This is a genomic window from Mesorhizobium sp. M0410 (genome assembly GCF_040321435.1).
Lineage (GTDB): Bacteria > Pseudomonadota > Alphaproteobacteria > Rhizobiales > Rhizobiaceae > Mesorhizobium.
Genome location: NZ_JAMYRN010000002.1, coordinates 334,095 through 346,637 on the forward strand (window position 1 = coordinate 334,095; position 12,543 = coordinate 346,637).

Sequence of the window (12,543 nt, forward strand, 5' to 3'; positions counted from 1 at the left end):
GAAGTTTTTCACATAATGTCCTAAATATCAGGATTATCGCTATGCGACGCGTGACATTCGATCTCGAAGTTCTGCGCAGCTTCATTACCGGCATGGAGCTGGGCAGCTTCGCCAAGGCCGCCGACCGGCTCGGCCGCTCGACGTCGGCAATCAGTGCGCAATTGAAGAAGCTGGAGGAGCAGGCGGCGACGCCGATCTTCCGCAAATCTGGGCGTGGCCTGGCGCTGACGGACGCGGGCGAGACCATGCTCGGCTACGCGCGCCGGCTGATCGAGCTCAATGACGAGGCCGCCTCCGCCATCCACGATGTCGAGCTGGAGGGTTGGGTACGGCTTGGGCTACAGGAGGATTTCGGCGAGGCGGTGCTGCCGGATGTGCTCGGGCGCTTCGCCCGCGCCCATCCCAAGGTCAAGATCGAGGCCAGGATCGCGCGCAGCCATGAGCTTGCCGAAAGGATCATTTCGGGCAGCGTCGATATCGCGCTTGCCTGGCACAATGGCGCGACGCTGCCCTACAGCCGGAATCTCGCCGACGTCCAGATGCGCTGGATCGGCCCGGCAAAACAGATCGAGACCTGCCTGCGCGATGGCGAGCCGTTGCCGCTGGTGGCGCTCGAAGCGCCGTGCCTGCTGCGCAGCGTGGCGACCGAAACGCTGGACCGCGCCGGCCTGGCATGGCGGATGGCCTTCTCCAGCCCCAGCCTTGGCGGCATCTGGGCAGCCGTCGCCGCCGGGCTCGGACTGACGATCCGCACCGATATCGGCCTGCCGGCCAGCGTCAGGGCGATGACGCCGGAGATCGCCGGGCTGCCCGCCTTGCCCAAGATGGCGCTGTTCCTGCACCGCAAGGAGGCCGAGCCCGATCCGATAGCGGCGCGGCTTGGCGACATCCTGCTGCAGGCGGCGCTGGAAGCGTTGCCGGGAAGTGGCGACGCGGATGGTCTGAGGAAAGCGGCTTAGCGCAGACGAGCCGAAAGGGGCGCAGGGCGCTCCATAACTTAGTCGGTCGAAGAAGCAGTAATGCTGGCGATCCCTCGCGCGCCCCTCTGTCCTGCCGGATATCTCCCCCTCGAGGGCCGCTCGAGGGGGAGATTAGCAGCTTCGCCGTCCCACCCGTCTTTCGGCGTCGGAGATTGGCTAAAAGCGGAGGGAACGGCCAATCTCTCCCGGCCGGCGAACAGGTGTCCGAGGTGCGCAAGCGATGCGGATCGGCGCGCCGGGCATATCGAAAGCCTCGCCTCTATGCTACCAACATGCTTACTTTACGCCCGTCATCGGCGAGCGGTCTCTTGTTTCAATGAGGTTTTTCGGTGACGTGCTGGTCCGGTCAGGGGATAATTCCCCGAGGGCCCCGGCGTAGCTGAATCTGGCGGGTACCGCAGCATTTCTTGAACTTCATACCTGAACCGCAAGGACATTGATCATTGCCGCCGCGTTGCAGCCGGCCGACCAGGGGCAGCAGCGCCGCGGAAGGCAGGAGCGCTGCCACAAGGGCAGCCAACTTACCCGAGATTCCCGGTACGACGAGGCGACGACCGGATTTGAACGCTCGCCACGCCTGTTCGGCCACATACTTCGGATCCACCTTGGGCAAGATGTTGAAGAGCACCGTCTGATTGGCGCCTGATCTTGCGAGAAACTCCGTGGACACCGGGCCTGGTGCAACGCATGTGACCGTCACACCGGTTCGGCGCAATTCCTGGTGAAGCGCCTCTGAGAAGAAGCGCACGAAAGCTTTGCTAGCGAAGTACAGAGCCATATAAGGCCCGGGAACGAACCCGGCCACGGAACTGAGATTGAGCACCCCGCCCCGTCGGCGTGCCACCATTCCCGGCAGAAAATGAAGGGTCAGTTCTGTGAGGGAATGTATATTGAGATCGATGATGCCGAGTTGACCATCAATAGGCAGCGCCGTCGTCGCGCCCCGCAGGCCGTACCCGGCGCTGTTGACCAGGACATCACAGACCAGGCCGTGTGCGGACAGAAAGCCCTCCAGGCGCGTTGGCGCATCGCCTGCCACGAGATCCAACTCGAGCGTGAATGCCTCGCCGCCCGCCTCCCTAACCTCAGACGCCGCGGCGGCCAAACCCTCAGGTGAGCGGGCAACCAGCACAACCGCACCGCGCTCCCTTGCAGCGACGCTCGCAATCGCCCGGCCAATTCCACCCGAGCCGCCAATCACGACGATAGCTGGCCGGAATTCACAGTGCGAAATCACTTCGCATTCCTCTGTCTTGCAGGAGCGGAAACACCTTGACCGAGCAGCACCACTTCATTGGCGACAGTGCCGTTCAGAATCTTTTCGAATCTCTCCAGTGCTCGTGCGACGTTCGCTCCATCCATGACCCGGTGATCGTAGTGGATGCGGACATTCACCGATCCGTCTTTGCCGATCGGACCGTAGTTTAGAAGGGTGGTCAGTGGTGTCAGCGGGTTGAGTGATTCCGCACCGAGACCAGAATAGACGGACAGTTGGAAGGTACCGAAGTAATTTGCCCTTTGCCGGGCGATGTTCAACCCTAGCCACATAAGCAGCCACCTGACTGGCGCGGGCGCACCTGCCATCCGCAAGGCACGCCGAAACTCCGGGACCTCCTGGATCGGCCGTGATCGAGCCGCGTGGATGGATCGCTCAAGTTCCGTGATGGAGTAGCGCTCCGGGCATTTGATGCAGCTCAGCAGAACGGCCGGCTCGCCATCATATTCGCGCTCGTGGGCAATCGAGGCTACGCTTGCCGGATACTCGTAAAGCTGCGGCCAGGGCAACTTGACATAGGCGCGCCGCAACTCCGGGGTCTCTAGGGCAAGAAGCGCATACCCTTTCAGGAAGATCGCGGTCCACGAGGGCCTGGTCTGCTGCGCCATTCTAGCCCTTACGAGTGGGCCGAGATTCATCTGACGCTGCACCGCGACCCGTGGCACGCCGATCGAAAACCTCATCAGGTCGCCAACAAGGCGCCGGGGCGCGGAAAGCTTGAGGGCTCGGCCTCGCATAAAACGACCTCTAATAAAGATAAGGGAATATTCGCTTGGTCCTTTCCATATAGACACGGTATTGCGAGCCTAAATTCTCCAGCATCATACGCTCTTCCTTATCCACTCTCAGCAGGAAAAGGACTGCGAAACCAACCAAACCCGATATGCCCGCAACCCAGTTCGGCAGCAGAAAGAGCTGGCCGAGCCCCATAAGCAGGAAAGAGGTGTACATAGGGTGACGGACCAAGGCGTATGGCCCGGCGCTGACCAGTTCATGCCGTTCGCGAATCTCGAGCGTAATCGACCAGTTACGGCCAAGTTCCTTGTGGGATAAGCGAAAAATCCACAGCGCTGAGCAGAAGATGATGGTTCCGAGCGCCACCGACCACACGCTGGCCGGATGATCAGCCGCTGCGGGGATGCCGGTGGCGACATAGAAGCCAGGCAGGATCGCCAGGCCAAGGAGAGCCGATGCAAGCCCGACGGTGTCGGAACTTGAGCGGCCGCCAGCTACTATTCGCACGCGCCTTGCCCGGCGCTCGAAGGGATACCGGATCACGTACCAAGCGACGATGCCGATCACCCATATGATCTCGCCAAGTGAGGCTAAAGCAATGGTCACTTCAGGTCACCAGCGCCCTTTCTGCGATCGCGACTGTAGCAGCTGCCCCTGAGTATGGCCACTTCACCCATCGCCTCGATTTCGTCACCGGCCTACCTTCAGGCGCAGCGATCCTCTCCGAGTTAGTCCGCACACGCGAAAGCCGGAGGGGCAGTACCGATCGCATTCGGTCCCATTCATCCCTCGAATCTTGGTTATGTATTCATCTCCCGAAGCTCGGTTATGAATTGTTGCGGCCGGAGCTGAATGGCGGGAGTCTTATATCCCATGGAATGAGCGATGTCCGCCACGAAGCCGTTGCAGTTCAAGACCGTCGCCTGCCAGACATGCGAGCTCGCCTGCAGCTTGCGGATGTAGGCAACGACTTTGTCGTATTCGGCCCGGGTCAATATGATTCGCCAGCTTGCGGATCTGTATGGTTCTTCCAGATCACCGTCGCTCCACCCGGTTTCGGCTGGCACCGGCACGATATGGCCCAGAACATAGGGAACCGCACTGTTCGAAGCCGGGTGAAGGCCCGCGACTTGGGGATCGATCATTCTCCCGGCCCGGTCCAGGCGCCCAAAAACTGCGTAGGTGTGGCCGTAGCTTAGGGCGTAGCGGGAGCGGAACTCGATGAAGTACCGCTCGTCGTTTTTTTTAGGCGCAGCTCCGCCATCGGCATAAGATACGAAATTCGGCTGGGGCGGCAGGTCTTTCGTCTGACATGCCGCTGCCGGGAGGGCCACCAATGCCACAAGCAAGAGACGGCTACTTACAAGCGTCATCGCCGCGTCCATTCCCGAACTTCACAATGCACAGACCTAATAACGGCCTATGCCCGCCAACCGCGCCGGACGCTATGAAGCCGGCCAAAGCCCCGGCTGCGTATGTATGGGGAAGGGCTTGGCACCCCTTCCCCATACAAGCCGGTCCTTACTTAATCACTGGTTCCTCTACCGGAGCGGGTGCCGGAGCCTTACCCTTTCCTTTGCCGATCCAGTCGTTCGCGCAGCCGCTCAGGCTGGCAACGGCGAGCACAGCAACCATTGCAACCAATATCCTGTTCATCAAGCAATCCTTTCCCCGGGGGCGGAATAGCCTATAGAATCGCCACAACTAAAACGATATGCAGCCCCACCAAGTTAGCTGCGATCTACACCAACGCCTAGTGCAGAAATGACACAGTTGGCATCCAGTTGCCGGCGGCACCTTTGCGGTGACGTGCTGGCAGGGTTCACCATGCAACGGAGATCAGGCCTGCCCACCATCAAACAACCACCACCGTCGTGCCCAAAGGAGTACGGTCGTAGAGGTCAATGACGTCGTCATTTATCATACGGATGCACCCGTTCGATACCGCTGTGCCTATCGTCCATGGCTCGTTTGTACCATGTATCCGGAAGTGGGTGTCGCGCCCGTCTTGATAGAGATAAAGGGCACGCGCACCAAGCGGGTTGTTTGGTCCGCCAGGGACCCCCCCTGCATACTTCACCAGGCGCGGCTTGCGCTGCATCATGCTGGCGGTGGGTGTCCACGACGGCCAGTCCGCCTTGCGGCCGACGGTCGCTGTACCCTTGAACGAAAGTCCCTGCTCGCCGACGCCAACGCCGTAGCGCGTCGCCCACCCGTCCGTCTCGACGGCATAGAGAAAGCGTTGCGAAGTATCGACGACGATCGTTCCGGCCGGCTCGTTTCCGTCGTACCGCACGTGCTGTCGTCGGTAACGAGGATTCAGGCCACGCCTTGGTCCGAACGCGGATGAAATCGACGTACATCCGGAGACCATCAGAGCCAGACTACCCAGCACGAGCCCCCGGCGCGCAATGTGGTGTTCTTCCATTTGTACCTGCTAGGAAACTGGTCATCTACCGCCGCCCTCGTCTCTACCATTCCAAGGCCTGCGCGCCAAGTCTCGCTGTGTGGTGGCAAAATGAATTCACAGGATTGACAAGCGAATTGGAGCGAAACTTCTTGCGATAACCGTCTGCCTCTGTTCGGTTATGTCAAAATTGGCATAGGACAGAGACGATGAAGCCTGACTTCCATGGTAAAGTCGCGATTGTGACCGGCGCAGGCTCCGGAATAGGGGCGGCTGTTTCACGGCAACTCGCGCAAGAAGGAGCCGAGATTGTTGTCGCCGACCTTGATGCCGAGGCCGCGCACTGCAGAGCCGCCGAAATAAGCTCGCAAGGCGGCAGGGCCTACGACTTTGCGGTAGATGTCACGGATGCGGCAGCCGTGGAAAAGCTGATCGAGTTCACTGTCCAGAAATGCGGCGGACTGGATATGGCGGTAAACAATGCAGGTATCGACGGCATTCGAAAAGCCACGGCAGACTATCCGCTCGACAACTGGCACAAGCTGATAAACGTCAATCTAAATGGCGTTTTCTACAGCATGAAGTACGAAATCGCCGCGATGCTGGATCGAGGCGGAGGCGCCATCGTGAACATGTCCTCCGTCCTCGGTTCCGTCGGCTTGCCAACTGCGTCCGCATACACGGCAGCGAAACACGGAGTCGTTGGACTAACCAAAGTTGCGGCGATCGAATATGCCAGGATGGGCATCCGGATCAATGTAGTCGGCCCCGGCTGGATCGAAACGCCTCTTTTGTCGGAGCAAATGGAGGCATTAGCCAGCCGGCGCATGGCAGGTCTTCAGCCGATGGGCAGGCGCGGGAAACCAGAAGAGGTAGCGGCTCTTGTATGCTTCCTCTTGTCCGACCAGGCCAGCTTTATCACTGGGAGCTACCATCTGGTGGACGGAGCTTACACCGCCCATTAGGTGCAGAGGCTGCCCCACTCGCGCCGGCCACCGTCAGGGCGATGACGCCGGAGATCGCCGGGCTGCCCGCACTGCCTGAGATGGGCCTGTTGCCGCATCGCAAGGAAGGCCGAGCCAGACCCGGTGGCGGCGCGACTTGCCGACATCCTGCTGCAGGTGTCGGTGGAATCGCCTTCCCGAAAATGTGCAGGCGCTGCCCGCGAGCGGCCTGCCGAGCGTAGCCTGATGCTGGCGCCCAGAAGACGCGCAGCTCAGCGGCGCTTCTTCGCCCTGCCGGCGAAAGGATTGTCCGAGGTGCGCAAGGCGATGCGGATCGGCACGCCGGGCATGTCGAAAGCCTCGCGCAGGCTGTTCGAGAGATAGCGGACGTAGGATTGCGGCATCGCATCCGGCCGTGAGCAGGAGACGACGAAGCCCGGCGGCCGCGTCTTGGCCTGCGTGACATATTTGATCTTCAGCCGACGCCCGGCGACAGCGGGCGGCGGATGATGCGCCAGGATGCCTTCCAGCCAGCGATTGAGCTTGCCGGTCGACACACGGCTGTTCCAAACTCGATGCGTCCTGATGACAGCATCCATCAGCTTGTCGAGGCCACGCCCGGTCTCGGCCGACACCGGCACCGCCTGCATGCCGCGCGCCTGCGGCAGCAGCCGCTCGGTTTTTTCGCGCAGCTCGGCCAGCAACTCCTGGGGATGATCGACAAGGTCCCATTTGTTGAAGGCGATCACCGGGGCACGGCCCTCGCGGATGATCAGGTCGGCGATCTGCAGATCCTGCTTCTCGAAGGGAATGGTGGCGTCGAGCACGATGATGACGATTTCGGCAAAGCGGATGGCGCGCAAGCCGTCCTGCACCGACATCACTTCGAGCTTTTCGTGGATCCTGGCCTTGCGGCGCATGCCGGCGGTGTCGAACAATTTTAAGCGGCGGCCATGCCAGTCCCAGTCGACCGAGATGGAATCGCGAGTGATGCCGGCCTCAGGGCCGGTCAACAGCCGCTCCTCGCCGATTAGTGCGTTGATCAGCGTCGACTTGCCGGCGTTGGGGCGGCCGACGACGGCGATGCGCATCGGCTTGGTGTCGTCATAGCTCGGCTCGGCGTCCGGGTCGGTGATGTCCTCGCCGATTAGCACCTCGCTGGCGGCGACCTCATCCTCGCCGGCCTCTTCGTCCTCGCCGAAGGCGCGCGCCTCGCCAAGTGCTGCGATCACCGCGTCGCGCAAATCGGGCAGGCCCTGGCCGTGTTCGGCCGAGACCGGGATCGGTTCGCCAAGGCCGAGCTCCCAGGCCTCCAGCATGCCGCCCTGGGCGCCGCGCGCCTCAGCCTTGTTGGCAACGACGACAACCGGCTTGCCGGACTTGCGCACGATCTCGGCGAAGGTCTTGTCGTCGGGCATCAGCCCGGACTTGGCATCGATCGTAAAAAAGATCAGGTCGGCCTCGCGGATGGCGATCTCGGTCTGGGCGCGCATGCGGCCGGGCAGCGTCGAGGCAGCCGCATCCTCGAAGCCGGCGGTGTCGATGACGTCGAAATGCAGGTCGTAGAGCTTTGCGGCATGGACGCGGCGATCGCGGGTGACGCCCGGCGTATCGTCGACAAGCGCCAGCTTCCTTCCCACCAGCCGATTGAAAAGGGTCGATTTGCCGACGTTAGGCCGGCCGATGATGGCGACTTTGAAGGTCATGGACTATCACGACACGCCGCCCGAGCCGCGGATCAGCTCGGACATCAAAGTCGCCCGCTCGCGCGTGTTGCGCGGGGCGCCATCATCCGCGGCGATCTGGTCGAACAGCTTCAATGCATCCGCCGCCTTGCCTTCCTTCCAGGCGGCAAGGCCAAGCGCCTCGCGCGCCGTATGGCGCAGCGTGTTGGTCTCGGCGGTGAGCGCCTCGACGCGACTGGAGACATCGGCGAAAGAGCCGTGGTCGACCAGAAGCAGCGCTGCCCTGAGCCGAGCCATGTCGCGAATGCCGGAGGGTATCTTGGTGTCGGCGGCGACCTCGTCGAAATCCTTGACGGCGGCGTCGACGTCGCCCTTGTCCGCCTTGACGGTTGCCGCGCGCATGCGGGCGAGCAGCGGATAGGCGCCGTAGCCGTCCTTCTCCAACGCCTCCAGAGCGGCAAGCGCCTCGTCGTTCTTGCCGTCATTGGCAAGCTTGAGCGCCTGCGAAAAAGCATCGCCCGAGCGGTTGGCGCGAGTTTCGTCCCAATAGCGGTAGCCGACGACAGCAGCAGTGCCGAGCACCACCAGCACGGCCAGCACGAGCAAGGCGGGACCGAAACGGTCCCACAGCGCATGCGCCTGGTCGCGACGAATCTCTTCGTTGACTTCGCGGATAAAACTGTCGTCCGACATGGATCAAAACCATTCATGCCCCGGGCGGGGCGGTTGATGAGCCCGCGTTTTAGCGAAATTTTGCCGGCATGGAAGGGGTTCGGCAGGAAAATCGCCTATTCACGAGGCAGTCGCCGCCAACGGCGGCCGTACAGGTCGATCGTACCCGTGCCATATTTCAGCGGTAGGCGTCGCTTCTACATTCCTTGATCCGGTCAGATGCCTTTGCCCCGTTTGTCCCGCGTTGTTGCGTTTTCGATTGCCGCGCTTGCTACCGGCGCGGCATTTGCCGACCCGCCGCCGCCGCCGACAAAACCGAAGCAGATCGTCATCATCTCATTCGACAGCGCCCGCGACATTTCGCAGTGGCAGCGCAGCCGGGCGCTGGCCCGGCGCACAGGCGCGCATTTCACCTATTTTGTCTCCTGCGTGTTCCTGCTGTCGCCCGAGACACGCAAGCAATACACCGCGCCCGGCAAGACAGAAGGCAAATCGAATATCGGCTTCGCTGCCTCCAAACAGGAAGTCGCCGAGCGGCTCGAGCAGATCAACCTCGCCGCTAGGGAAGGCCACGACATCGGCAGCCATGGCTGTGGTCATTTCGATGGCAAGGACTGGAGCAAAGCCGACTGGCTGAGCGAGTTCGGCTCGTTCAAGCATATTCTCGAAAACGCCTATTCGATCAACGGCATTGCTCCTGAACCGAAGGACTGGCGCGATTTCGCCCGCAAATCGGTGGTCGGGTTTCGCGCGCCCTACCTGTCGGCAAACAAGGCGCTCTACGAGGCGCTGCCCGCGGCCGGTTTCCTGCTCGACGCAAGCGGCGTCTCGCGTGAGCCGGTTGAGCCACCGACCGTCAGCGGCATCACGCGCTTTTCGCTGCCGCAGATCCCGGAAGGGCCGAGCTCAAGGCGGGTGATCGCCATGGACTACAATCTCTATGTCAGGCATTCCGGCGGCTTCGAGCGGCCGAGCATGGCGGAAGAGTTCGCTGACCGGACCTATCACGCGTTCCGCGCCGCCTTCGATGCGCAATACCGGGGCAAGCGCATTCCGCTTGAGCTCGGCTTCCACTTCACGCTGATGAATGACGGCGCCTACTGGAACGCGCTGGAACGCTTTGCCGGCGAGGTCTGCATCAAGGCCGACGTCGAGTGCATCAGTTTTCGCGATTATCTATCGCAGCGAGGCGAACGGCAGGCGGCGGTGGGCGGCTGAGCGGAAGCGCTCGCCACCCGATTTTCTTAGCTTGCTGGCTGATCCTCAGGGCGCAGGCCAGCTTGCTCCCGTTCCAGATAGTGCTGATCGATTACCGGCAGCGGTGCCCCTTCAAGGGTCGCTTCGAACGCGCGCAGACGTTTGTAGATAGAAATCAACTCGACGATAGTAGGCCAGGAATTGACGAGATACTGGAACGAACTGGCGACTTGGGAAAAGGCGGAGACGACCTGCTGAAAAATGCCGAAGCTTATCTTGCCTACAGCGAGAGTCGGAACAAGAATAAGTGTGGCGAAAACGTTGTCTACCTGGAGATAGAGATACCGGACCATGTCGAAGTAGACATAATGAGCGTAGAGGGTGAAATAGTTCTTCCGAACATTCGCGAACAGCTCAGCTAGGGTTGGCGGTTGCGCTCTTGCCATATCGTCCTCACCAAGGACAAGTTCCTTGCGCAGAGCGGCTTCAACCCGTTGATTTCGAAATTCCAGGCCAGGAAGCTTGACCCCGACCACGGCCAACAACCCAGTGCCGAACAACGACCACACGATTGCGGCGATTACCAGTGGATAGGGAATCGCTCCGACGATAGGAAGGGTTGGGACATGACGAGACAGAGCTGCCAGCAAGGGCAGGAATGCGATGAGGGTCATAACGGAATCGATGAAGTTCACTCCCAGCCCTTGCATTGTGCTCGAGAAGCGCATCGTGTCGTCCTGAACGCGCTGCGACGCCCCTTCGATATGACGTAGCCTCGGCCAATAGGCGGTAAAATAGTCGTTCATGGCCGTCCGCCAGCGGAAGACATAGTGCCTGACGAAGAAGACGTTCAAAACCGCGATGGTCATATAGACCAGCGCCAAAGAGAGGAACTGCCACACTCCGTAGTAAAGCTCGGCAGGCGTGACGGAGCCGGGTGTGGTCAGGGCCCTCTGCACCATGTCGTAGAACATGCCACGCCAATCGTTCAGCGCCACACTTATCTGGACGATGAAATTAGTGACAAAAACAACCAAACCAGAACCAAGGATCGACCAATTCTGCCAGGGATGGGGGGCGTACAGCGCCCAAAAAAGGTAAAATATGCCGATACCGGCGAAGAAATATCCGTAGAACCAGAGGAATGACGCCGTCAGGAATCTCACTGGGCTTATGACAGGCGCTGCCTGCGGATCGACTGGCGGCATGCCAAGCATCGTGCCGAGGTGTTCGCCGCCGAAAAACCAAAGAACAACGAGCAGAAGGCTCCAGACGGCGACCGAGGTGAAAAACAGCTTCGGCTGCGGAAAAAACGATACGAACACTGTGGCGAAATCCTCGGTCGGCGCAAATCAGCGGCGTTGGTCAGCGGGCATAAAGTCACACATTAGTGGGAAAGAAAATGCCCGTGCCCGACGCCCGGCGCCGAGCAAGACCATAATCATGGCGATTTTGGCGCAGCCGACCAGGCGATCGCGCCGGAAGCGAGCAGGACGGCGGCGGCAACGATCGAGGCAAGGAAAAAGTTACCTGAGGCCTGCGCGAGCAGCCCGGCGACGATCGGGCCGATGATCTGGCCAAGGCCGAAGGCGGCCGTCATTACCGCCAGCATCCGGCGTGGTGCTTGCGGAGCAAGCTGCCTGCCGGCCTGCAGGCCAAGCGCGGTGATGGCAATGAAGGTGCCGCCGACAAGAAGGCCGCCGAGCAGCGGCCCGGTGCGCCCGCCCATGGCGACGCTGGCGCTGACGCCGATCACTTCGACGAGGCATCCCAGGGCATAGGTGGCATAGAGCCCGATCCTGGCCGTAAGCTTCTGCCACAGCCAGACCGAGGGGAAACCGGCAAGGCCGGTGACCATCCAGACCACGGCCTCGAAGATCCGGCCGCCGCCGCCCTGGCGGACGATGGCGACCAGGAATGTTGCCGTGACGATATAGCCGAAGCCGAACAGGCCGTAGGCGACAATGATCTTCACCAGCGACCGGTCTTTTGGCAGTGCCGGCTCGGGCCCGGCAACGCTGTTCGCGGTCGAGGTGCCGGCAGCCAGCAAGGCGACGGCGGCAAAGCCGCAGGCCGAAATCGCCGCGGACCACAGCCAGCCCGCCGCCCAGCCGGCGTGTTCGGTGACAAGGAGCGCCAACAGCCCCGAGGATGCCGCGATACCGAGGCCGACACCGCCGAAATACAGCGCCTGCAGGTCGTTTCGCCCGGCCGCGGCGAGATGACCGAAAACGATGCTGGTCATGAAGACCAGCACGAAGGCGCTGGCGAGGCCGGCAAGAAAGCGGATGAGGAGAAAGCCGGTCATGGTACCGGTCAGGCCCATCAGCCCGGCGAGGATCGCGGTGGCGGCAAGGCCGGCCAGCATCAGCTGGCGCTCCCGGCCCTGCGCCCAGCCGCCGGTGGCGGCAAGCGCGCCGACGAGGTAGCCGAGATAATTGGCCGATGCGATCCAGCCTGCATCGGCCGGCGACAGGCGAAGCTCTTCCATCATGCCGGGCAGGATCGGCGTATAGACGAAGCGGCCGATGCCCATGGCGACGGCCAGGGCAATCATGCCGGCGATTGCCAGGCGCAAGGGCGAAGCGATGTTCATTGCAGTGCACCATAAGTGCGCCTGCCGGTGAGACAATCCGCCTTTTGTTGG

The 12,543-nt window shown here is 61.6% G+C and carries 13 protein-coding genes; 3 read left to right on the forward strand and 10 right to left on the reverse strand.

The window, feature by feature from the left end:
* Positions 1–41 precede the first annotated feature (41 nt).
* Complete coding sequence (locus NKI63_RS03715) at positions 42–959, forward strand: LysR substrate-binding domain-containing protein (RefSeq protein ID WP_352505255.1); 918 nt, start codon at positions 42–44, stop codon at positions 957–959.
* A 367-nt stretch (positions 960–1,326) separates the two neighbouring features.
* On the opposite strand, the gene NKI63_RS03720 is transcribed toward NKI63_RS03715, so the two are convergent.
* The 6 genes from NKI63_RS03720 to NKI63_RS03745 form a co-directional block, all read right to left on the reverse strand.
* Complete coding sequence (locus tag NKI63_RS03720) at positions 1,327–2,217, reverse strand: SDR family NAD(P)-dependent oxidoreductase (RefSeq protein WP_352505256.1); 891 nt, start codon at positions 2,215–2,217, stop codon at positions 1,327–1,329.
* Entirely contained in the window at positions 2,214–2,993 is a 780-nt protein-coding gene (locus NKI63_RS03725) for a hypothetical protein (RefSeq protein WP_352689759.1), read from the reverse strand. Before NKI63_RS03725 ends, NKI63_RS03720 begins: the two co-directional genes overlap by 4 nt.
* A gap of 10 nt (positions 2,994–3,003) precedes the next feature.
* On the reverse strand, positions 3,004–3,591 hold the full coding sequence (locus NKI63_RS03730) for a protein-S-isoprenylcysteine O-methyltransferase (protein WP_254820426.1): 588 nt from the start codon (positions 3,589–3,591) through the stop codon (positions 3,004–3,006).
* A gap of 200 nt (positions 3,592–3,791) precedes the next feature.
* Positions 3,792–4,364 carry a hypothetical protein gene (locus NKI63_RS03735; protein ID WP_254820425.1) on the reverse strand — a complete coding sequence of 191 codons (573 nt, stop codon included), beginning with the start codon at positions 4,362–4,364 and terminating at the stop codon, positions 3,792–3,794.
* 148 nt (positions 4,365–4,512) lie between these two features.
* Positions 4,513–4,647 (reverse strand): ABC transporter, encoded by a 135-nt coding sequence (locus NKI63_RS03740; RefSeq protein WP_254820414.1) that lies wholly within the window; start codon positions 4,645–4,647, stop codon positions 4,513–4,515.
* 199 nt (positions 4,648–4,846) lie between these two features.
* Complete coding sequence (locus NKI63_RS03745; protein WP_352505257.1) at positions 4,847–5,419, reverse strand: L,D-transpeptidase; 573 nt, start codon at positions 5,417–5,419, stop codon at positions 4,847–4,849.
* Positions 5,420–5,607: 188 nt separating this feature from the next.
* Between NKI63_RS03745 and NKI63_RS03750 the strand changes: the two genes are divergently transcribed.
* Entirely contained in the window at positions 5,608–6,363 is a 756-nt protein-coding gene (locus NKI63_RS03750) for an SDR family NAD(P)-dependent oxidoreductase (RefSeq protein WP_352476622.1), read from the forward strand.
* Between the two features lie 251 nt (positions 6,364–6,614).
* Here the strand turns inward: NKI63_RS03750 and der are convergent, their stop codons facing one another.
* The gene (gene der / locus NKI63_RS03755) at positions 6,615–8,048 is read right to left on the reverse strand and encodes a ribosome biogenesis GTPase Der (protein WP_352505258.1); all 1,434 of its coding nucleotides are present in this window, start codon (positions 8,046–8,048) and stop codon (positions 6,615–6,617) included.
* Between the two features lie 6 nt (positions 8,049–8,054).
* Positions 8,055–8,720, reverse strand: a complete 666-nt coding sequence (locus NKI63_RS03760) for a tetratricopeptide repeat protein (protein WP_352505259.1) — start codon at positions 8,718–8,720, stop codon at positions 8,055–8,057.
* A gap of 204 nt (positions 8,721–8,924) precedes the next feature.
* On the opposite strand from NKI63_RS03760, the gene NKI63_RS03765 reads away from it, so the two are divergent.
* Entirely contained in the window at positions 8,925–9,917 is a 993-nt protein-coding gene (locus NKI63_RS03765; protein ID WP_352505456.1) for a polysaccharide deacetylase family protein, read from the forward strand.
* A 26-nt stretch (positions 9,918–9,943) separates the two neighbouring features.
* On the opposite strand, the gene sbmA is transcribed toward NKI63_RS03765, so the two are convergent.
* Entirely contained in the window at positions 9,944–11,221 is a 1,278-nt protein-coding gene (gene sbmA, locus NKI63_RS03770) for a peptide antibiotic transporter SbmA (RefSeq protein WP_352505260.1), read from the reverse strand.
* A 116-nt stretch (positions 11,222–11,337) separates the two neighbouring features.
* Complete coding sequence (locus tag NKI63_RS03775) at positions 11,338–12,492, reverse strand: YbfB/YjiJ family MFS transporter (RefSeq protein ID WP_352505261.1); 1,155 nt, start codon at positions 12,490–12,492, stop codon at positions 11,338–11,340.
* Between the last annotated feature and the right edge of the window lie 51 nt (positions 12,493–12,543).